A 21,549-nucleotide genomic window follows, 5' to 3' on the forward strand; every position below is an offset into this window, starting at 1 on the left:
GCTTGCTCGTGGTGGACATCGTTTGGCCGCATATCTTCCCTGTGTTCCCGCCCCGGCGCCAAGGGTGCCAGCCTGTGGGCGGTGCGGTCCGGGGTTTTCCCTGATATTCCATGAGTACGTTCCACCGGTCTACGCTGTCGACGGCAGTGGACTGCGGCCGGCGTCGGTCAGCTATAGCTGCTCAAGATGCGGTACGGCCGACAACCACCAAGTCCCCTCAGGCTGGGCGCCGCCTGAGTGGCAGTGGTATTCCTGACGTTCAGGACGATGGGAAGTCCTGAGCCGGGGACAGATCGTGGGATTGGCACAAGAGATCCTGCTTGCGGAGCCCACCGGGATGGCCATTGTGGGCGCTCGGGACCGGGCATACGCTGAGAGGTACGAACGGCTGGCACTTACAGCCTTGAGGGGGCGCTGCATGGACGCCAATTCCATCACCGACACCTTCCACCGGCCCCTGCGGGACCTGCGGATTTCCGTCACGGACAGGTGCAATTTCCGTTGCGTCTACTGCATGCCCAAGGAGATTTTCGGCAGGGATTTCGTTTTCATGCCCCGGGACCAGCTGCTGACATTTGAGGAAATCACCCGGCTGGCCTCGATCGCCGTCGCACATGGCGTGCGGAAGATTCGGTTGACCGGCGGGGAACCGCTGTTGCGGAAGGACATAGAGGAATTGGTCCGGATGCTCGCTCGCTTGCGCACTCCTGACGGGCTGGCGCCGGACCTGGCCCTGACCACGAACGGTTCGGTTCTGGCTCAGAAGGCGAAGGTCCTCAAGGAGGCCGGGCTGGACCGCGTGACGGTGTCCCTGGATTCGTTCCGGGAGGAGACCTTCCAGGCCATGAACGACGTCGGCTATCCCGTGGCCAAGGTCCTGCACGCGGCGGACGTCGCCCAGGCTGCAGGGCTGGGGCCGGTGAAGATCAATATGGTGGTCAAGCGCGGAACGAACGACCAGGACATCCTTCCCATGGCGAGCCATTTCAAGGGTTCCGGGTCTATACTGCGGTTCATCGAGTACATGGACGTGGGCGCGTCCAACGGCTGGAAAATGGATGAGGTGGTGCCCTCCGCCGAGGTCCTGGCCCGTATCAGCGCAGCGTTCCCGCTGGAGCCGGTGGAGCCTAACTACCCCGGTGAAACCTCAGATCGCTGGCGCTACGCGGATGGCAGTGGCGAAATCGGAGTCATCTCCAGCGTGACCCAGGCTTTTTGCCGCGGCTGCACCCGCGCCCGGCTCTCCGCCGACGGGAAGCTGTTCACCTGCCTGTTTGCCACGGCCGGCACGGACCTGAGGGCCCTCTTGCGAGGCGGCGCGTCCGACGTCGAGCTTTCGACGGCGTTGTCCGCCCTCTGGGGCGGCCGCTCGGACCGCTATTCGGAACTGCGGGGCGCGAACACGCCCTTGGACCTTGCCGCGGCACACAAGATCGAGATGTCGTACATCGGCGGATAGCCGAGTGCCGTACTGGTGTAACCCTTAGGCTTACGCCTCAACTAATCCCGCACAGGGCGCGTCCACCACGGCACCGGCGTGCCATGGGCGGGCAGTTCGCTCTCTCGGCGGGAGCGCATTATGGCGCCGCGGCGGGACGGGAAGCTGCGGCATTTCGGAATGACTGGGTTGCCGCACAGTGGGAACCGGAGTCGCGGGCGAAGGTGCGCGGACCGGGACTTCCGGGCAAAGATCAGTGATCAGGCCCATTCCGGCATACTCGCGAACATCACTGATGCCGCAGACCGCGGCGGGCTTGTCGGGAAAGGACCTGGAGATTGCCACCACGGTTCCATCCGGTGCTTTGAGCCTGAACCTGAAGCTCGTGTCCTCGTCGATGAAGAGTTCAAACATCCCGGTCATGCGTATCCTCCTGAACAGCGGACGACTCGCGACGCCCGGTAGGTCTCGCCGGGTCCGGGGCGCGGCGGTGCGCCCAGTACTTTAAGTCCGGCAAATGGATCATCTGACTCACAGCGTGTGATGCTCGCCACGCGGTGTAGTTAACTAAAATACGGGGAAGATCCTTGACTGGCTAGTGCACCAAGGCCTCACCCTGGTCATCGCTGCTCAAGGATCCGGTGCGCGGCGTCTTGGGCAGCCAATGCCCTGTCGTCAACTATCTGCCCGGGCAAGTGTCCGGCAGTCGCGATAGCCCTCCGCAGCTCCGCCACGGTGCGCGGCGTGCTCACGCCCTGGTGTGCCATTGCGTGGCAGTTGGGGCACAGCGGCACGAGGTCCGCTACGGGATCGAGCCGGTAGCCGTCGCCAAGCTGTGAGGCCGGAACTACATGGTGGACGTGCATGAAGTCTTTGCCGATGTCCCCGTACGTGATTTCGAAGGAGAAGCTGCATGCTGCACAGGACGTTCCGTGGAAAGCCAGGCAGATCCGGCGGGCTTCAGGGCTTCGCTCGTAGCGGTTCATTTCGACCCGGCTGACGGCTCCGTCCGGGTAGCTTCCGGGAACGGTCTGGCATGGATCGGAGACTGCTGGTCCTTGCTCGCGCCACAAGCGCTGAAGGTCGGGTTCTGACTCTGAAGGGATGGTCCGTCCGGAGGCGCGGAGGCTTTTCCAGGCCACGCCCGGCACTTCGCTGGCGAGGACGATCGACGGTATCTGGTCGCCTAGGGGGAGCAAGGCATCGAAGACGACGCTCACGTACCGCATGGTATTGCTCGGCTCGGAGTATTTTGGCGCCTCATAGCTTTCGGACATGACGACGCCGTGTCCGATGAGTCCGCGTCCGTGTTCCCCCCGGCCCTGCAGGAGAAGCCAGGCCTGCGTGCCGGGCTCGATACTCCGGTGTCGCCCGACGCTCCACCGACCCAGGAATTGACCTGTTTCGGCGACCTGCTCGATCACGGCATCATAGTTCCAGCCGTTCCAAAGCCCTGGATTCCACGCCAGGATGATGGCTGCCATGGCTACTCCTTCCTACACGCTCGCCGGAACAGATTCTGGTCTATAAGAGCCGGGTCCGGACGATCTCACTGACGGCCTTGCCGTCGAAACGGCCAGCGACCTTGGCCGTGACGGGTTTCATCACGGCACCCATCTGCCTGATCGAGAGCTCCTGGCCGTCGGCCTTCAGGGCAGCGACGGCTTCGTCGACGATGGCTTCAACCTCCGCTTGGGTCAACATCCTGGGCAGGTAGGCCTCGATGACTTCTGCTTCGGCGATCTCCGCGGCCGCGCGCCCGGCCTCGCCGGCTTCCGTGTAGATGCGGGCAGTGTCCCGGCGCTTGGCTGCTTCCTTCTGCAACAGGGCCGTCACTTGGGTGTCGTCCAGATCGACGGGCGTCTTGCCGGACTTCTCGCGCGTCTCGATCTCGCCCAGGACGTTGCGGACGGTGGTGAGCGCGGTCTTGTTGTGGTCCTTCATATGGACGACGACGTCTGCATGCAGGCGTTGTTTCAGGGTGCTCATGGCATCCCCTCTCCTTGGTTGTTGGTCTAATTCTTCACGATTCTGGCTCTCTAATATTCTGCCTCCGCCAAATGCCCCAAGAAGGCCTGCAGCGACGTAGCATCAAGGTAGGCAGCAGCCAGGAGTGTGGCGAAATGTTTGAGAGATTTACGGACCGTGCCCGTCGCGTCGTCGTGCTTGCCCAAGAAGAGGCACGCATGCTCAACCACAACTACATCGGTACCGAGCACATCCTCTTGGGTCTGATCCAGGAGGGAGAGGGCGTTGCGGCCAAGGCACTTGAGTCCTTGAGCATTTCGCTCGATGGCGTCCGCGAGCAGGTACAGGAGATCATCGGCCAGGGCCGGCAGGCTCCGTCTGGTCACATCCCCTTCACCCCGCGTGCGAAGAAGGTACTTGAACTCGCACTCCGGGAAGCCCTGCAGCTCGGCCACAACTACATCGGTACCGAGCACATCCTGCTGGGCCTCATCCGTGAGGGTGAAGGCGTTGCCGCGCAGGTGCTTGTCAAGCTTGGGGCCGATCTTAGCCGTGTCCGCCAGCAGGTCATCCAGCTGCTCTCCGGCTACCAGGGCAACGAACCTGGCGGCGCCAGCGCCAGCGCAGGTGCCGGACCGGCTCAGGCTGAGGCGGTTCCGGCCGGTTCGGTGGTGCTGGACCAGTTTGGCCGCAACCTCACCCAGGCTGCGCGCGAAAACAAGCTTGATCCTGTGATCGGCCGTGAGCTGGAGATGGAACGCGTCATGCAGGTCCTCTCTCGGCGCACCAAGAACAACCCCGTCCTGATCGGTGAGCCCGGCGTCGGCAAGACCGCCGTCGTCGAAGGCCTTGCCCAGGCGATCGTCCGCGGGGACGTCCCGGGAACCCTCAAGGACAAGCAGCTTTACACTCTTGACTTGGGGTCCGTGGTGGCGGGCTCCCGGTACCGCGGTGACTTTGAAGAGCGCCTGAAGAAGGTTCTCAAGGAAATCCGCACCCGCGGCGACATCCTCTTGTTCATTGACGAGATTCACACCCTCGTGGGTGCCGGTGCGGCCGAAGGTGCCATCGATGCCGCGTCCATCCTGAAGCCGTTGCTGGCCCGTGGTGAACTCCAGACCATTGGTGCCACCACCCTGGATGAGTACCGCAAGCACATCGAGAAGGACGCAGCTCTGGAACGCCGTTTCCAGCCGATCCAGGTCCAGGAACCCTCAGTGGCCCTCACTGTTGAGATCTTGAAGGGCCTGCGTGACCGTTACGAGGCGCACCACCGGGTTTCCATCACCGACGGCGCGCTGGTCGCCGCAGCGAACCTCTCGGAGCGTTACGTTTCCGACCGCTTCCTGCCGGACAAGGCGATCGACCTGATCGACGAAGCCGGTGCTCGCCTGCGCATCCGCCGCATGACCCCTCCACCGGAATTGAAGGCCATGGATGGGCGCATCGCCGAGGTCAAGATGGAGAAGGAATCCGCCATCGACGCCCAGGACTTCGAAGGCGCTGCATCGCTGCGTGCCAAGGAGCAGAAGCTCGTCGCTGAGCGCAAAGAGAAGGAACGCAACTGGAAGTCCGGCGGCATGGACGGCAATGCCGAGGTCAACGAGGAACTGATTGCCGAGGTTCTCGCGAACTCCACTGGCATCCCTGTCTTCAAGCTGACCGAGGAAGAATCCAGCCGGCTGCTCAAGATGGAAGACGAGCTGCACAAGCGGGTTATTGGCCAGAATGAGGCGATTAGTTCGGTGTCGCGGGCCATCCGCCGCACCCGTGCAGGCCTCAAGGACCCCAAGCGTCCGGGCGGTTCGTTCATTTTTGCCGGCCCTACCGGCGTCGGCAAGACCGAACTCGCCAAGGCGCTGGCCGAGTTCCTCTTCGCCGACGAAGAGGCCCTCATTACGCTGGACATGTCCGAGTACTCGGAGAAGCACTCGGTTTCCAGGTTGTTCGGTGCCCCTCCGGGATACGTCGGTTACGACGAGGGCGGGCAGCTGACCGAAAAGGTCCGCCGCCGTCCGTTCTCCGTGGTGTTGTTCGATGAAGTGGAGAAGGCACACTCCGACCTCTTCAACTCGCTGCTGCAGATCCTGGAGGACGGCCGGCTGACGGATAGCCATGGCCGGGCGGTGGACTTCAAGAACACGGTGATCATCATGACCACCAACCTGGGAACCCGCGATATCTCCAAGAGCGTGGCGACCGGCTTCCAGTCCGGCACGGACACCACCACCGGCTACAACCGGATGCGGGCACGGGTCACCGAAGAGCTCAAGCAGCAATTCCGCCCCGAGTTCCTCAACCGCGTTGACGACATCATCGTCTTCCCCCAGTTAAGCCAGGACGAGATCATCGAGATCGTGGACCTGATGATCGGCCGTCTGGAGCAGCATCTGGCGGACAAGAACATGGGCATCGAGCTCACCACGGCCGCCAAGGTGCTCCTGGCTACCCGTGGCTACAACCCGGCCATGGGTGCCCGGCCGCTGCGCCGCACCATCCAGCGCGAGATCGAGGACCAGCTCTCCGAGAAGATTCTCTTCGGTGAACTGCACCCGGGCGACATCGTGGTGGTCGACGTGGACGGCGAAGGCGACGACGCCAAGTTCACCTTCGCCGGCAACGCGAAACCGCGCGTCCCTGACGCGCTGCCCGCCGCGAGTTAGACGGAGACCAAGCCCGGCCGCCGTCGGGCTCCCTCCGTCAGACTACGTGGCCGAGGCTCGTGAGCAAGCGGGCGACGGCGTCCTCCGCGGTTGGGAGCGGGCCGAAGACCTCGCGCTGCCGGGTGGTGTCTGCGACGTAGCGTCCGGTCTGGAACCAGTCCATCATGGCCCCCAGATCCCCCGCCATCGGGGTGGTTGGTCCGAGGACCGTGACCGGCGTACGCAGCAGGCGGGCAGCGATATCTGCGATTTCCCGCATGCTTACCGGCCGGTCCCAGCCGATATCGATTCGCTGCCCGTCTACTCCGGTTGCGTCGACTGCTGCGGCAAGATAGCCAGCGAGATCGGCGGTGAGAACGAAAGTCAAGGGGATGCTCGGGGACCCGAACCAGGTGAGTTGCCCTTTGCTGAAAGGGTCGCCGCCGAAACGGGCGAGGGTGTCAAGGAATGCTCCCGGACGCAGCGCCACGAACGGAACTGCGAGTTCTTCGAGGCGATCCTCGGTCAGTTTCTTGTGCCAGAAGTGCGGAACGTCCGGGGTTTGATCGCAAGTGAGGATGCTCGTCAGGACGAACTTGCGGATGCCGGAACGGCTGGCCGCGTCGACGAGGTTGATGTTGCCCACTGTGTCGATGACCGGGCTATCGCCTTCCCGGTGTCGGGTGTATCCCGCCGCTGAGGTGATCACGGTGTCAATGCCGTCCATGGCCCGCAGAAGCGAGTCTGGATCCATCATGTCGCCTCGGGCGATCGTGACCCCCGAAGCTTCCAATCGCGTCGCATCCGATCCGGGGCGCACCAAGGCGTGGACTTGCTTTCCCCGCGTCAGCAACTCGGACACCACCTGGGCGCCCAGCATGCCGGTGCCGCCGACCACAAGCACTGGTCCAAGCTCGGTCATCTACTCCTCCACCTCGCCGCGCCACCCTCCGGTTTCACTTCCACGCGACTCTATGAATTCCTTGAACTTCTTCAGGTCTGCCTTCACCTGCACATCGTCAACTTTGAGCGCGGCTCCCGCCTTCTCCATGAATGTTTCTGGCGCCCATTCGAAATGGACCTTGACGTGCGTGTGATTGGCGTCCAGCGGCGAAAACCTGATGATGCCTGCGTGCGACTTGCCATCAATGCTGCGCCAAGCGATCCGGTCGTCGGGTTCCTGGTCGACTATTTCAGTATCGAATTCCCGTTCCACGCCTCCGACCTTGGTGACCCAATGATTGGTCGTGTCGGTCAGCTGGGTAACGGACTCCACCCCTGGCATGAATTCAGGAAACGATTCGAACTGTGTCCACTGGTTGTAAGCCGTGTGAACAGGGACAGCCACGTCAATCGCCTCTTCAACCTTTTGCATTTTTCCTCCTCCCTGGAACTTGTATGGGACTGGCCGCAGGGATGGCCTGTGGAGGCGTCCCCTGAGTGAAGCCAGTCACACTTGAACGTTAAGCCTGCTGTTTATCCAAGTCCAGCCCGGCCAGGTGCAGCGTCCGTGCCCGGCCATCCAACAACCCGGTTACGTCCGGGCGCGCCCCTGGCGCGCGACCGCGTCGATCGTCACGGCTGCGACCAGAACAAGTGCAGTGACGACGTACTTCGCCGGTGCGCTGTAGCCCTGAAGCCCCATGCCGTTATCGATCGTCGCGATCACCAGCCCGCCGAGGACCCCGTGCAGCACCTTGCCTCGCCCTCCGAACAAGCTTGTACCGCCGATCACCGCGGCCGCCACGGCGTAAAGCACCAGTGTGCCGCCGTCGTACGACGTCGAGACCGAGCGGAGCCGGGAGGCGTAGACGATTCCGGCGATTCCTGCTGTGAAGGAGGCGAGCATAAAAGCGATCGTGCGGATGCGCGCAAGGTTCACGCCTCCCCGCCGCGAGGCCTCGGCGTTGCCGCCAATAGCGTAGACGTAGCGGCCGAACCGGGTTCGGCCGAGCAGCAACGTCCAGGTGGCGAGGACGCCGAGCACCACGAGCAGGACCCACGGCACGCCGCTGATTTCGACCAAGGTGCCGCGATTTGTGTTGCATAGCCAGACCGTGGCCACGCCGGCCGCAACCACCGCTGCGATTTTCAGGGCGCTCACGCTCGGCGGCGGGGCGACGAGTCCCGAGTTCCGTCGTCGGGCGTCCCGTACCCACGTCCAGGTGCCGAACACTCCCGCGACGACCACCATGAGGCTCCAGCTGGTGATTGGAGTGAGATTACCGCTGGCGATGTTGTTGATGACGGGGTCGTTGATGGGCACTACTCCGCCGCTGCCGAGGATAATCAGCATCACGCCGAGCCAGCCGAGCTGGCCTCCGAGTGTGACGACGAACGAAGGTAGACCGAGGCGGGTAATGATCGTGCCGTGCAGGATCCCGATCCCGGCGCACGTTGCTAGCCCGACGACGATCCCCGCCCACCAAGGCCAGCCGGTCGCCTCCTGGACGAGTTCGGCCATGATGACGCCGCCCACGCCCCCGACGTACCCGATTGACAAGTCGATCTCGCCAAGCAGGAGCACGAAAATCTGGCCCATCGCCAGCAGCATGAAGACTGAACCCTGAATAAGCAGGTTCACCATGTTGCCTGGGGTCAGGAAATTCGGGTTCAGCGATTGGAACAGGACAGAGATCAGGAGCAAGCCCGCGAGCACTGGCAGCACTCCGCTCTCGCCGCCACGAACCCGTGCCAGCGCTGCACGGAAGTAATCGGCCAGCGACGTGGCGGTAATGTCGGGATTCAGCGCCAATGCGGCATCGCGCGCGGCAGCTTCGGTGGTCGGCTCGTCCTGGAGCGGGGCTATGGCGGGCGGGAGCGGTCCCTTCGCCGCGGAAATCAGGCGTTTCGGTGGCGTTGGCTGTGCAAGTTCGGGCCTAATCCGGTCCGAGTTGCCCGTGGTCATCAAGTCGACCACGATTTGCGTGTCCAGTTCTTCGGTAGGCCTAACGTCCACGAGCCGCCCAAGCCTGAGGACGGCGATGCGGTCTGCCACTTGGAAAACGTCGTTCATGTTGTGCGAGACGACGACGACGGCAAGGCCGCGGTCCGCGAGCTGCCGGATCAGGTTGAGGACGACCTCTGTCTGGGCGACGCCGAGTGCCGCCGTCGGCTCGTCCATGATGACGAGCTTCGAGTTCCACAGCACGGATTTCGCGATCGATACCGACTGGCGTTGCCCACCTGATAGCGAGGCGACAGGCTGCCGGATCGAACGCACGCTGGTCACGGCCAGGCTCGCCAGCGTTTCCCTGGCCGTGATCTCCATGCTCTCTTCATCGAGGAGAAGATGGCGCAGCCGCTCGCGGCCGAGGAACAGGTTCTGGACGATGTCGAGGTTGTCGCACAGTGCCAGGTCCTGATACACGGTCTCGATGCCGAGCGCGGCGGCTTCGTGTGGTGAGTTCAACCGTACGGGCTTGCTTTCCCAGAACAGCTGGCCGCCGTCGGGGGTGTGAATGCCGGCGACGCATTTGATCAATACCGACTTGCCCGCGCCGTTGTCGCCCGCCAGGGCGGTCACCTTCCCGGTAGGTACCTCGAGGGTGATGTCGACCAGTGCCTGCACGGGCCCGAAATTCTTGTCGATCCCTACCAGCCGAAGCAGCGGTCCGGCGGCAGGAAGGGCCGGGGTTTCCAACTCACTCATTGTTCCAACTACTGGATTCCTGCCGCGGTGCAAGCGTCCTTCACCTGCGAGATGCACAGCGAAGAGACCGTTGCAGCGCCGTCCTTGACGACGGTGTCGGCCATGTTCTTCGTTGTCACCCACAGCGGGGTCAGCAGGACCGATGCGACGTCGGTCTTCGCGGTGTCGTCAGTGGTCTTGCCATTCACCAGGGTTGAGGGAATGCTCGTGCCTGCCCGCAGATAGAGTGCCGCCGCCGCGGCAGCCTGGGCCTCAAAGTAGATCGGCTTGTACACCGTTCCGCACTGGTAGCCCTTCAGGATGTTCTGCAAACCGGACAATGACGCATCCTGCCCTGTGGTGGGGAAGGTTTTGGCAGGGATTTGCTTGCTCTGCAGGTAGGCGATCACCGCGTTGGCGTTGTCATCGTTGGGCGTGACCACCGCGTTGATGTTCGGGTGGGCAGTGTACTGCTGGGCGAACGTCGTCTGTGCCACTGAAGGAGTCCAGGTACCGGCGGGCTCGCCTGCGTTCACGTACTCGCCGTTGTCAAAGTGCGGCTTCAGTACGCCGTTGTAGCCTTGGGCGAATAGCTTCGCGTTATTGTCGGTCGGGTCGCCATCCATGATCAGGACGTTCGGCTTGGTGACTTTCCAGTCTGCGAGGCAACTGATTTCGCCCTGGCCGATCAGTTGACCGACCTTGACGTTGTCGAAACTGACGTAGGTTCGATCCTTCGCCCCGCCTTTGACGAGCCGGTCATAGTCGATCACCTTGACGCCCCGCGAGGTCGCGGCCGCCTCGATGGCAGCGCCTGAACCCGAGTCGAGGGCATCGACCAGCAGCACGGACGCCCCGGCCGTGATGTCAGCCTCGGCCTGTGTTTGCATCGTGCTTGCGCTGCCCTGCGCGTTGTCAATCTTGAACTTGCTGGCGTCGAGTCCCGCGGTTTCGAATGCCTTCTTCAGGTACGGGGCATCGAAGGTGACGTACCGCGCGGAAGTCGTGGTGTCCGGTAGAAGTACGCCGACCATGCCCTTGCCTTGCGAAGCGAGCGACGTGAGCTGTTTCATCGCTGAGAAATCGGCCGTGAACGCATCCGCCGAGATCTGGGGTACGGCTCCTCCGGAACTCGTGGTGCTTGGCGAAGTCGGTGCACTCGGGCTTGAGCAGGCAGCGAGCGCCGTGATAGCGAGGGTTGCAATGAAGGCGGTTCCGGCGCCTCGTGCCGGGACCTTCATGTTTAACATTTCTTTCCTTCCATTGGTTGCGACTTCAAGCGACCTGGCGGGGTCGGGCCGGAACCTGGGCGTTGTCGCCGGACGTAGGTCCACGCCGGAGGCCACGGCGGTTTTCACCAACGGACGTCGAAAAGTCAGCACAGAGCTGACTGGCGACTTTTATGACCAGCGACTCGATATCACGGGGTCCTCTCTGGACGAACATGCCGGCGATGGCGGGCATGTTCGTCAATGTTGCTCTATGACTACGTTCTAGACCGGAAGTCGGCTCTTAGCAAGGCTTCGTGCGCGGCAGGATTCGACGACGGCGATGCCGGGGTTCCCGGGGCACAGGAGCCGAGCGTCGCCGTCGTCGAGGGCCTAGGGGCCAATCCGCGCGGGCACCGGTCGGGAAGCAGCTGCGTACGGATTTTGTTACATCAATACCGGAGCGGCGATGGCAGCGGAACCGTGCGGCCCGTTGGGCGCCAGGACTGTCACCGCGGCGCCCGATGGCGGTACTTCGTAAGAAGTCACCGTCAACAAGAGAAGCCCTGGGGTGCCCTCCAAGGCGTCCCGGGGTGCAGTCCACATCACAGGGGTGGTTTCAATGAAGAAATGGACGCGATGGCAGGATTGGGTCACGGTTGTTGCCGGACTCTATGCTGCCCTATCGGTCATCTGGACCACGGCGGCCGGTGGGTCGGCTGCCTTGATGGTCGTGTTCGGCGCTTTGCTGATCATCAGCGGCGTCATCAATCTGGCCATGCCCGGAACGCCGGTCATGGAGTGGGTCCAGGCAGGCTTGGGCGCCTTGCTCTTCCTCTCTCCGTGGATGGGTTCCTACGCCATGCAAACCGGCGTCGCCTGGACATCTTGGATTACCGGGCTGGTGGCGCTCGTGGTCACAGCGACCGCGATCAAGCCCAGCACCGAGGAACACCGGCATCACATGGTCAGCCCTTCGCACTGAACAGAGTTGACCCTGAAAAACAGAGTTGACCCCAAACAGTGAACAGCGACCGGCGGGGCTTAATCGGAACCGCCGGTCGCTTGCTCTTGTATCCGCACGCAGAATCCCGGGTAGACCCTCAGGTCACGCTTGCAGGACCGCAGCCCCGGTTACTCGGCCGGCGGCCAGGTCCCGTAGCGCCTGATCGGCTTCAGCCAACGGATATGCCGTGGTGGTCGGGGCCAGGGGAATTTCTGCTGCCAGGGACCAGAACTCCTCGCCGTCTGCCCGGGTGTTGGCGGTAACACTGCGGAGTTGCCGCTCATGGAAGAGCTCGGTGGAATAGTTCAAGGGTGGTATGCCGCTCAGGTGGATGCCTGCAATGGCGAGCGTCCCGCCCCGGTCCAATGCCCTGAGCGCCACAGGGACGAGGTCCCCGACAGGGGCAAAAAGTATTGCTGAGTCGAGCATGTCTGGCGGGGAGTCGAAGGCGTCGCCGACAAAGACGGCGCCCAGATCACGTGCCAGTGACCGGGCCTGCTCCGAACGGGTCATCACGTAGACCTCGGCCCCTTGATAGCGTGCCATTTGCGCCGTGAGATGGGCTGAACCCCCGAATCCGTAGAGGCCCAGCCGGCCACCGCGCGGAACGGCGGCGCGTTTGAGTGCGCGGTAGCCGATGATGCCCGAGCACAGTAGGGGTGCTGCGTGCTCGTCTGAAAATTGATCCGGAATGGCATAGGCGAAATCCTCGGAGACTGTCAGCTGTTCGGCGTAGCCGCCGTCCCTGTCCCATCCGGTGAAGACAGGGGAGAGGCAAAGATTCTCTTCGGCGCGCCGGCAATACCGGCACGTCCCACAGGTTCCTCCAAGCCAGGCCACCCCGACCCTGTCGCCACGTTGGAATCTCACACAACCATCGCCCATGCCGCTGACCACCCCCACCACTTCATGACCGGGCACTACATCCGGCACCCGCGGCGCAAGGTCGCCCTCGGCCAGATGCAGATCCGTCCGGCAGACACCACAGGTCCGGATACGGACCAGCAGCTCTTTGTACCCCGGTTGCGGATCGGGCCTCTCGCCCCAAACAAGTGGCGCTGACGTTATCGGACCGGGTTCATGCACCCACCACGCACGCATCGTTCCTTGCCTCGAAGCTTGATCTGGCGCCTTCTCTATGGATTCTCCCGCTGTTCCGTGGCATACGCCACAGCTCCGTCATTCCCCAGGAGCCTGCGGTTCACCCCATACCGGTCAGGGAGTCAGAAGGACCTTGATGGCGCGCCGTTCGTCCATGGCGCGGTACGCCTCAGGGGCTTCCTCGAGCGGCATCACGGCGTCGAAGACCCGGCCCGGATTGATCGTGCCGTCGAGTACGTCCGCGAGCAGTTCCGGGATGTACGTCCGGGCCGGGGCCATTCCGCCCGCAATCGAGATGTTGGTGTCGAACAGGTAGCGTAGTGGAGCCTCGGCCCCGCCTGTCGGGACACCCACAAAGCCGAGCGCGCCGCCCGGGCGGACGCTGTGCAGTGCCTGTTCCATGGATTCCTTGGTCCCGACGCACTCCAGCACAGAGTCCGCCAGTACGCCTCCCAACAACTCGCGGACCTTGGCGACGCCCTCTTCGCCACGTTCAGCCACGATGTCCGTGGCTCCGAACTCGCGGGCAATGGCCTGGCGGTCGGCGTGCCGGGACATAGCGATGATTCGCTCGGCTCCGAGCCGCTTCGCCGCGAGCACGCCACAGAGACCCACCGCGCCGTCGCCGACAACGACGACGGTCCTACCGGGCCGGACCTTAGCTGCCAGGGCGGCGTGGTGGCCGGTAGCCATGACATCGGACAGCGTCAGCAGGCTGGCGCGTAGCGCGTCGTCCGGCACCGTGACGCCGGGAACCTTGACGAGGGTGGAGTCTGCGAGCGGTACCCGGACCGCCTGGCCCTGGCCGCCGTCGATCGCGTACCCGCTATCGTCCTTGCCTCCCCAGCCAGCCAAATGGTCGCAGGCCACCGTGACGCCTTCCAAGCATTGCGGGCACGCGCCGCAGCTGACGACGAACGGGGCGATCACGAAATCGCCGACCGTCAGGGTGCCGACATCGTCGCCAACGCTCTCCACGGTGCCGATGAATTCATGCCCGATCGCGGATGGCTTGCGGGTGGGCTTGACACCACGGTAAGGCCAAAGGTCCGATCCGCAGACGCAGGAAGCGATGACCTTCACGATGACGTCGGTGGGCAGCTGGACCGTAGGGTAGTTACGGTCTTCAACACGGATGTCGCCGGGGCCGTGGATGATGGTGGCGCGCATGGTGCTCCTCAAATGGTGGTTGATGGGCTTGGATCGAGTCTATCGCCGAGGCTTTTGGTCTCGGCGGGGGAGGTTGAGTCCGAGGTCACCGGAGCAGCGTTCGTGTGAAACGGCAACGTAGGTGGTCAGAATCCTGGCGCGGAATCGTCCCTACATCAGCCACTGGACAGTGACGTTCATGGCAAGCAGGGCATTTGTCAGGGGTGCAAGTATCGAATCGTCGGCCTCCATGCGGCGCAGCGTCTCCAGGAATTCATCCAGCTGAACGGTTGTGAACCCGCCGTCCTGGAGCTGTTGGATGGCAAGCTCCCTATTCTGTTTCCTGGTGTTGCTGAACCGCGGATTAACCTCCGGCGGTAGCGATTCCATCTCCAAGGCCTTTACTCGTCCCGCCGGTTCAATGCCCAAAAATGCCCTAGCCTTCAAGGTTATTGTTGCATTTCATACGCTACTATCTTGCCCCCGTGGGTTGCACTGCTGCAGTTCCTTCGTGCTGCCCGATCTTTGAGTGCCGCACCCCGTCACGCCGTTCGAAAGGACCCCCAGGACAGACTGGGCTCCCCAACCAATAGCATTGGTCAATGATGCATAAGTCGTCGGCTGATGGCGCGTTGACCCACGAGGTGGCCCGGGATCCCCGCCGTGTGCATTGGATGGAACTGTTCTTCGACCTCGTCTTCGTGGCTTTCGTCGGGCAGCTTGCCCGTGGTATTCACGGCAATCCTGGGTGGGCAGAGTTCGGTACCTTCGTCCTGCTCTTCTTCCCGGCTTGGTGGGCATGGGTGAACATCGTGTCCGTGGTCAACCTCTTGCCCGGACTGTCGTCCCGGGCCCTGGGTATCGCCATGCTCGCGGCCATGGCAGCGGCGAGCGTCATGGCCGCGGCTGCGCCGGGCGCTTTTGGCGAACGGGCTTGGGCCTTTTCGCTGGCGAATGCCGCCATACGCGTGGTCCTGCTGGTCTTATGGTTGTATCAACACCGCGAGAAGTCAGCCGGGACCCCGTGGCGCATTTGGATCTACAACGGCGGAACGGCTGCCCTCTGGTTTGCCGCGGCCTTCTTGCCGCTCGCTGTTGCGGTTGCCCTGTGGGCGACGGCTATCGTCGTCGAGGTTGGCATGGTGGCGATCAGTGCGCGCCTTTGGCCTGATCGTGGCATCGGCGGTATCAATATCGAACACGCTTCCGAGCGGCTTGGATTGTTCGTCATCATTGTCCTCGGCGAATCCATCTTCACGATCGTCACTGAGGTATCCGATGATTGGGGTCCGGGCGCCGGGCTGGTCGGCGCGCTCGGACTCCTCATTGTTTCCTTCCTTGGATGGGCGTTCTTCCAGTACGGCACCGGGACCATCACTGCGGGGCTAGAGCGCCTGCAGGCCCGCTCGGACTTCGCGGGGATACTCCAGACCACGTTGTTCCTGCCGTTTCTCCTCGTGCTGGGAGTGACAGCAATCGCCGGGGCGATCGCGACTGCCATTCCAGCACCATACGAGCACCTGCCGATCGGTTCAGGGATCTCGCTCGGCGGCGGTCTGGCTCTTTTCTATGCGTGCAATGCGATCGTGACCCTTCGCTATGGTCAGCCACCGCGGGTAGTGCTGCCATGGGCCGTGCCCACGGTGGTGATCGCAGTCCTGCTCATACCGGTGAGCACTCTGGTTCCCGGCGCCGTTATTTTGGGCCTTGCCGTGATTGTCTTGCTCCTTGTCACGGCCTACGTGGAGATCCACAGGCGGCGGCGCAGGAGACCCGCCCCTGCAGCCGCGCCTCCGTCACCGCTTAGCCGTTGATGATCTGTGGCACGCCGAGGGCTTTGAGGCCTTCGACGCCGAATTCGAGGCCGTAGCCGGACTGCTTTGCTCCGCCGAAGGGGATGCGGGGATCCACGGCGCCGTGCTTGTTGATCCAGACCGTTCCGGCCTGAATGCGCGCGGCTACCTTCCTTGCCTCGTCCAGGTTCGATGACCACACCGAGGCGCCGAGTCCGACGTCGAGCGCGTTCGCCTGAGCGACCGCCTCATCAACCGTGCTGTAGCGGATGATCGGCAAGGCAGGGCCGAACTGTTCCTCGGCGACCAGCGGATTGCCGTTGTCGATGTCGGCCACGAGGGTGGTGGGGTAGAAGTTGCCGGGCTGCTCGGGGTTCGGGTTGCCGCCGAGCAGGATGCGGGCGCCGGAGTCGCGGGCTGCGTCCACGAGCTCGGCGACGATGTCGTACTGCGCGCGGTTCTGCAGCGGACCCAGGACGTTGTTCTCGTCCAGGCCGTTGCCCATCGGCATCGCTGCTGCGACAGCGGCAAGCTCGGAGCAGACGGCCTCGTAGATGTCCTCGTGGACGTAGAGGCGCTTGAGCGCGGCGCAGGTCTGGCCGGTGTTGATGAAGGCACCCCAGAAGAGGCCTTCGGCGATCGCTGCGGGATCGGCGTCGGGTAGGACGATTCCGGCGTCGTTGCCGCCGAGCTCCAGGGTGAGGCGTTTGACGGTGTCCGCGGAGGATTTGATGATCGCTTTGCCGGTGGCGGTGGAGCCGGTGAACATGACCTTGCCGATCGCGGGGTGTTCGGCGAGGCGGGCGCCGACGTCGCGGCCTCCGGAGACCACGGTGAGGAGGCCGTCGGGGAGTTCCTCGTTGAGGACCTTGGCCAGGGCCAGCACACTGAGCGGGGTGTATTCGGAGGGCTTGACCACCACGGCGTTGCCCATGCGCAGGGCGGGGGCGATCTGCCAGATGGTGATCATCATGGGCCAGTTCCAGGGGCCGATCGCGCCGACGACGCCGATGGGCCGGTAGTGCAATTCGGCGCGGGTCTCGCCGTCGTCCACGACGGTTTCCGGTTCCAGCGGCGTTCCGGCAGCGGCACGCAACCAGGCGGCGCAGGCGCCGACTTCGAAGCGGGCGTTGGGGCCGTTGAGCGGTTTGCCCTGCTCCCGGGAGAGCAGGTGGGCGAGTTCTTCGGCGGAGCGTTCGACGGCGTCGGCGGCCTTGAGCAGCGCAGCTGAGCGGGCGTCGTGGCCCAGCGCAGCCCACGCGGGCTGGGCAGCTTGCGCGGCGGCGACAGCGCGTTCAAGGTCTTCGACGGTGTGCACCGGGGCTTGCCCGACGGCGGTGCCGGTTGCGGGGTTGAAAATCGTGCGGGATTCGCCGGAGGACGGGGTGATTGAAGCCAGAAGTGCGTCGTAGGTTTCCAAGGGTTACTCCACTCTGAGTTGGTACTGCTCACCGGCCGGCGTGGCCGTGAGGCTGGTGTTGACTCTGCCTGCCCGACGGGAAGGCGTCTTGTGTATCTGGGAAGGGCCGTTGACGTTGGGTGAACGGCTTCGATGAGGGAATGCTGTTTCAGGAGGGCGGCGAGGCCATCACAGGGCCATCAGGATCATCGCTCCCAACGCACCTGCCGAAGAAAGGGCCTCGACAGGTTCAAACGCGTGACGACGGTGTCCTGTCCGGCCGCTCGGCCGGACCGACCGGGCCGCCACCATGATTGAGTAGGCGATCACTGCAATCGCGAGGGCTACCGCCAGGACGGGGTTCACTCCTCCAAGTCCCGAGTGCGCGTGGGCTTGGTGGATTGCACCCGACGAGCCTGGGGAGAGGGTTGTGACGAGGATTGCGAACATGGTCAGGATTGACATTGAGCGGTGTACTTCCATGCCACCACGGCGATCCTTGGGGAGGAGCACCAGCGGAAGTGGAGAGGTGAGGAGCAAAATCAGGCCCCAAACAACGCCCGGAAAGATGCCTGGCCCAACGGTTGTGTCCGCCATCGCCACGAGCATGAGTGCCATCGGGCCCCATTGGCTGAGGTTTCTGACCAGACCTTCGCGCAGCGGGCTCCAGATTCCGAGGGCACAGCAGGCCAGCATGACTATCGAAAGGATGGTGTGCATTGGTTTGCCGATCGTCAGTCCCGGTGCTACAAGTCTTCTTCGTCACCGAGGTGGACGGCGGCTGGGCCTTCTTCGCCGTGCCCGATCCGCCGATAGACGGCCGGCCGGCTACGGCGGAGGCGGAACGCCCAGGCGATCCCCACCAATCCGGGCACGATGATGGTGGCCGGCAGGATGAACGTCAAAGCATTGGTGTCGTTCTGGCCTAGCAATACGTTGAAGTTGACCACGATCAGAACGAAGATCACGGCGAGGAGCACGAACCCCAGGGCAGGTGCGATCACACGGGTCCAGATTCCAGCGTCATGCCTGTTTTTGCGGAAGAATCCAATGACTGCCAGCGAAACAACGGTCATCAGGAGGACAAGTCCCATGGCGCCGTCATTGGTCAGCCACGTGAACATGGTCAGGACTGGGTAGAGATCGCCGAGCGTCGATCCGGTTCCCGCGATGGCGAAGGCTACCGTGACTACGACGGCGATGACCGTCTGGGCGATCGACCCGGCGTACGGGGCGCCGCTGTGCCGACGCACGGCCCCAAGCTTTCGGGGAAGGACCTGTTCGCGGCCAAGGGAGAAGAAGTAGCGGGCGGCCGCGTTGTGGAAGCTGACGAGGGCTGCGAAGAGGCTGGTGACGAAGAGCAGTCGGGCCAGGTCTGCGAGAAGGACGCCCGTGTGGTCGCCCAGGAAGCCGAACATCAGGTCCGGTCCTTGTTTTGCGGACGCATCGACCACCGCGGACGGTCCTGTTCCGATCGCCATGGCCCAGGAAGAAACAGCGTAGAACAGGGCGATGATGGCTACCGCGGTGTACGTTGCCCGGGCGACCGTGTGCTTGGGGTCCTTGCTTTCCTCGCCGTAGATCGCAGCCGACTCAAATCCCATGAACGCGGCGATGCCGAAGGAGAGGACCGCTCCGACGCCTGGCACGAAGAGGCTTTCCGGGCTAAGGGGCGCTCCGCTGACGCCTTCCGGTGCCACAGCAAAGGAGACGACGTCGTAAACGATCACCACAAGGAACTCCAGGCCGACGAGCACCCCAAGGACTTTCGCCGACAGATCCACCCGGTTCACACCAAGAAACGCGACGACGGCGATGCAGACCAGCACCGGGATCCACCAGGGGACTGTGGCGCCGAAGCGTTCGTTGATCAGGCTTGAAACGGTGAATCCGAAGAGGCCGTAGATGCCGACTTGCATCAGGTTGTAGGCCATCAGCGCCACCATGGAAACCCCGACGCCAACGGGCCGGGAGATGCCCTGCGCGACGTAGGAATAGAAGGCGCCGGCGTTGACGACGTACCTGCTCATCGCCGCGTAACCGACCGCGAAAACAGCGAGAGTTCCGCCAAGCAGCAAGAAGGACAGCGGTACGCCGGTGACCCCGGTGACGGCGAACGTCGTCGTCACGCCGCCGGCGAGGACGGTAAGCGGTGCCGAGGCTGCGATGATCATGAAGGTCACCGCAGGGACGCCAAGGCGGCGTCGTTGATGATGCGGGTGGGCCACTTCGGTGGGCTCTTTTCCTGTTGTCACGCTCATTTTTGTGCCTCCATATGGCAGTGGCCGCCTTCAGCGGGCTTCGACGCCGGGACATCGAGCACGGGGCTTCGGTCGAAGAAGCCTTCGGGGCGGAGTTTGAAGCCCACCGTGTCTACCGGCATGATGGGCCAGTCCTCCGGTCGGGGGAAATGGGTCAGTCCGAAGGTGTGCCACACCACGATGTCCTGTCCGTCGATGTCCCTGTCACGGGCAACGTAGGCCGGCAGCCCGGCTCCTCCGGAGTGTTGGTTGACGAAATCGCCGCTGGGGTAGTGCTCGGCCTCGTCGTGGCGGGTCACCCACAGGTCCTTGGTGGCGAATGCGGCACGCTGGGCGATTGATGATTGGGGGTCGGCCAGGAGCATGGGATGCCCTTGGCCATGGAGTTTGTACGCCACGGGTTCGCCGAGGCGGTTGAGGGATTCGGGATTCGAGATCACCCAGGCCCGTCCCGCCGCCATGTCGGACTCCCGCACACCTTCCGATTCGCGCTTAAGGACAGTACGACGGCGGGTGAAGGCGTTGCCGCGTTCGTTGCCTGCGCCCATTGGCACCCGGACAGCGTCCTCTTCCTCGACGCGGTTGGTGAGTCCGTCGACGGCAAAGTCCAGGCGGGCGCTGAAGAGGTGCTGGTGGAAGGGGGCGCCGAGACCGGGGGCGAGTTCGGAGGCATAGGGGTAGCCTTTCCCGGGGTGGGCGCTGGTGAAGACGACGCCGGTGGCCTTGGCCTCGAACTCGATGGTGCCGTCGAGGTAGAGGTACCAGTAGAAGCCGTAGTCGTAGTTGCCAATGGTGGTAAAGAAGCTGATGACCAGCCGTCGGTTCCGACGCGTGTAGTTCACTCCGCTCCACAGATCACTGTGCTTGGCGAGGATGCTCCAGTCCTCTTCGTGCATGCAGATGCCGTTGCGGATTTCGCGCGGCTGGCCGAACGCATCGCTGACTACCGGGCTGAGGTAGGTGATTTCGCCGAGGCAGTCACAGCCAAGTTCCAGGGAGTTTGCGTACTGGCCCACCAGGTATTCACCGGTGTCGAAGTAGTTCTGCCAGGAGCGCACGGGGGAGGGGTCGCCGTAAGGCACTACCATTTCGGCGATCGAAGCCCGCTTGAGGATACTGCGGCGGCGATCGCCGTCGTCGAACGCGACATTGTGCAGGACCACGCCTTCGCGGACATCGAAACCGATGTCGAGGCTCCACTTTTCCCACTCGACGTGGTTTCCGCCCTGAACCGTGAAGCTCGGGCCTTCCGGCTGGGTGATGTGGATCGGCTTTTGAGTAGTGCGCATCGGGCCGGTCAGCTCCGGGTCCGTGAAGTTGCCGCGCTCCTCCGGGACCGGGACCGCTCCGAAATCCAGAACCTTGTCCACGGTCTTGCTGACGACGTCGACGTAGGCAACCAGTCCGTCCACAGGGTGGGCCCAAGCGCTGTCTTCCGGAAATTCCTGAACGAAAGCCAAGCCACGCAGGATCCGGCGGCCCTTCTCTTCCGGGTATTCGAAAACGCCGGCCGACAGGGGAGCGACCCTCACTTTGCTGACGTCGAGATTCCGGTCAGCCAAGGCCTTCAGCCAGCGTTCGTCCTGGGAGAGGACCTCCTCCACTACCTCGAATTCTTCTTCGATGACCGGAAGCTCGCCCGCCACCGAGGTGTCGAGTGCCACCTTCGAGACGACTTCCTGCTGCGTCACAGAGACAACGACGTCCTGTGCCGCTCCGGATGAAACGTCATGCAAGAACGCCCTGAACCTGCGGTCCACGATTCCCGAATTGCGCCCCGAGTCGCGCGGGGGATCGAGCAGTCCAAGGTAGGCCACCCGGGTGGTTTCGTCGAAGAGTCCGGCGGCGGCGAGAATGCCCTTGACTGCCGTGATGTCATCGGCGGTAGTCAACGCGTACGCAGCCATTTCGGCGATTTCTGGAGAGGAAGTTGTGCTCATGGAAGGCCTTCGG

The 21,549-nt window shown here is 63.4% G+C and carries 19 protein-coding genes; 4 read left to right on the top strand and 15 right to left on the bottom strand.

Annotated elements, in window-relative coordinates:
* Nucleotides 1–418: 418 nt before the first annotated feature.
* Nucleotides 419–1,459, top strand: a complete 1,041-nt coding sequence (moaA, locus tag HNP00_RS00445; protein ID WP_184734779.1) for a GTP 3',8-cyclase MoaA — start codon at nt 419–421, stop codon at nt 1,457–1,459.
* A gap of 30 nt (nt 1,460–1,489) precedes the next feature.
* Here the strand turns inward: moaA and HNP00_RS00450 are convergent, their stop codons facing one another.
* From HNP00_RS00450 to HNP00_RS00460, 3 genes are all read right to left on the bottom strand, one after another.
* Complete coding sequence (locus HNP00_RS00450) at nt 1,490–1,861, bottom strand: DUF1508 domain-containing protein (protein WP_184734781.1); 372 nt, start codon at nt 1,859–1,861, stop codon at nt 1,490–1,492.
* Between the two features lie 197 nt (nt 1,862–2,058).
* Nucleotides 2,059–2,922, bottom strand: coding sequence for an HNH endonuclease (locus HNP00_RS00455; RefSeq protein ID WP_184734783.1), 864 nt, complete (start codon nt 2,920–2,922; stop codon nt 2,059–2,061).
* Nucleotides 2,923–2,962: 40 nt separating this feature from the next.
* The gene (locus HNP00_RS00460; RefSeq protein WP_184734785.1) at nt 2,963–3,427 is read right to left on the bottom strand and encodes a GatB/YqeY domain-containing protein; all 465 of its coding nucleotides are present in this window, start codon (nt 3,425–3,427) and stop codon (nt 2,963–2,965) included.
* Nucleotides 3,428–3,561: 134 nt separating this feature from the next.
* Between HNP00_RS00460 and HNP00_RS00465 the strand changes: the two genes are divergently transcribed.
* Nucleotides 3,562–6,069, top strand: coding sequence for an ATP-dependent Clp protease ATP-binding subunit (locus HNP00_RS00465; protein ID WP_184734787.1), 2,508 nt, complete (start codon nt 3,562–3,564; stop codon nt 6,067–6,069).
* Between the two features lie 37 nt (nt 6,070–6,106).
* On the opposite strand, the gene HNP00_RS00470 is transcribed toward HNP00_RS00465, so the two are convergent.
* The 5 genes from HNP00_RS00470 to HNP00_RS00490 form a co-directional block, all read right to left on the bottom strand.
* The gene (locus HNP00_RS00470) at nt 6,107–6,970 is read right to left on the bottom strand and encodes an SDR family oxidoreductase (RefSeq protein ID WP_184734789.1); all 864 of its coding nucleotides are present in this window, start codon (nt 6,968–6,970) and stop codon (nt 6,107–6,109) included.
* Entirely contained in the window at nt 6,971–7,423 is a 453-nt protein-coding gene (locus HNP00_RS00475) for an SRPBCC family protein (protein ID WP_184734791.1), read from the bottom strand. It abuts the gene before it with no gap.
* 159 nt (nt 7,424–7,582) lie between these two features.
* A complete protein-coding gene (locus HNP00_RS00480; protein ID WP_184734794.1) occupies nt 7,583–9,700 on the bottom strand; it encodes an ABC transporter permease subunit in 2,118 nt (705 codons plus the stop codon).
* An 8-nt stretch (nt 9,701–9,708) separates the two neighbouring features.
* Entirely contained in the window at nt 9,709–10,929 is a 1,221-nt protein-coding gene (locus HNP00_RS00485; RefSeq protein WP_184734796.1) for a sugar ABC transporter substrate-binding protein, read from the bottom strand.
* Between the two features lie 405 nt (nt 10,930–11,334).
* On the bottom strand, nt 11,335–11,493 hold the full coding sequence (locus HNP00_RS00490; RefSeq protein WP_184734798.1) for a hypothetical protein: 159 nt from the start codon (nt 11,491–11,493) through the stop codon (nt 11,335–11,337).
* 16 nt (nt 11,494–11,509) lie between these two features.
* Between HNP00_RS00490 and HNP00_RS00495 the strand changes: the two genes are divergently transcribed.
* Nucleotides 11,510–11,872: an SPW repeat protein gene (locus HNP00_RS00495; RefSeq protein WP_184734800.1), complete on the top strand. Its 363-nt coding sequence runs from the start codon at nt 11,510–11,512 to the stop codon at nt 11,870–11,872.
* A gap of 123 nt (nt 11,873–11,995) precedes the next feature.
* Here the strand turns inward: HNP00_RS00495 and HNP00_RS00500 are convergent, their stop codons facing one another.
* The 3 genes from HNP00_RS00500 to HNP00_RS00510 all read right to left on the bottom strand — a co-directional run bounded on the left by HNP00_RS00500 (nt 11,996) and on the right by HNP00_RS00510 (nt 14,533).
* Complete coding sequence (locus HNP00_RS00500) at nt 11,996–12,994, bottom strand: zinc-dependent alcohol dehydrogenase family protein (RefSeq protein ID WP_184734801.1); 999 nt, start codon at nt 12,992–12,994, stop codon at nt 11,996–11,998.
* 114 nt (nt 12,995–13,108) lie between these two features.
* Complete coding sequence (locus HNP00_RS00505) at nt 13,109–14,164, bottom strand: zinc-dependent alcohol dehydrogenase family protein (RefSeq protein WP_184734803.1); 1,056 nt, start codon at nt 14,162–14,164, stop codon at nt 13,109–13,111.
* A 150-nt stretch (nt 14,165–14,314) separates the two neighbouring features.
* On the bottom strand, nt 14,315–14,533 hold the full coding sequence (locus tag HNP00_RS00510; RefSeq protein ID WP_184734805.1) for a hypothetical protein: 219 nt from the start codon (nt 14,531–14,533) through the stop codon (nt 14,315–14,317).
* Between the two features lie 212 nt (nt 14,534–14,745).
* On the opposite strand from HNP00_RS00510, the gene HNP00_RS00515 reads away from it, so the two are divergent.
* Nucleotides 14,746–15,957 carry a low temperature requirement protein A gene (locus HNP00_RS00515; protein WP_184734807.1) on the top strand — a complete coding sequence of 404 codons (1,212 nt, stop codon included), beginning with the start codon at nt 14,746–14,748 and terminating at the stop codon, nt 15,955–15,957.
* Here the strand turns inward: HNP00_RS00515 and HNP00_RS00520 are convergent.
* The 4 genes from HNP00_RS00520 to HNP00_RS00535 form a co-directional block, all read right to left on the bottom strand.
* Complete coding sequence (locus tag HNP00_RS00520) at nt 15,947–17,356, bottom strand: aldehyde dehydrogenase family protein (protein WP_184734809.1); 1,410 nt, start codon at nt 17,354–17,356, stop codon at nt 15,947–15,949. The two genes, HNP00_RS00515 and HNP00_RS00520, sit on opposite strands and share 11 nt — an antisense overlap.
* Nucleotides 17,357–17,524: 168 nt before the next feature.
* Nucleotides 17,525–18,055, bottom strand: coding sequence for a hypothetical protein (locus tag HNP00_RS00525; RefSeq protein WP_184734811.1), 531 nt, complete (start codon nt 18,053–18,055; stop codon nt 17,525–17,527).
* A gap of 26 nt (nt 18,056–18,081) precedes the next feature.
* Nucleotides 18,082–19,596, bottom strand: a complete 1,515-nt coding sequence (locus HNP00_RS00530; RefSeq protein ID WP_184734813.1) for an APC family permease — start codon at nt 19,594–19,596, stop codon at nt 18,082–18,084.
* Nucleotides 19,593–21,536, bottom strand: coding sequence for a primary-amine oxidase (locus tag HNP00_RS00535; RefSeq protein WP_184734815.1), 1,944 nt, complete (start codon nt 21,534–21,536; stop codon nt 19,593–19,595). The genes HNP00_RS00530 and HNP00_RS00535 overlap by 4 nt, the downstream gene beginning before the upstream one ends.
* Nucleotides 21,537–21,549: the final 13 nt, after the last annotated feature.

The organism is Arthrobacter sp. AZCC_0090 (assembly GCF_014207375.1).
Taxonomy (GTDB): Bacteria; Actinomycetota; Actinomycetes; order Actinomycetales; family Micrococcaceae; genus Arthrobacter.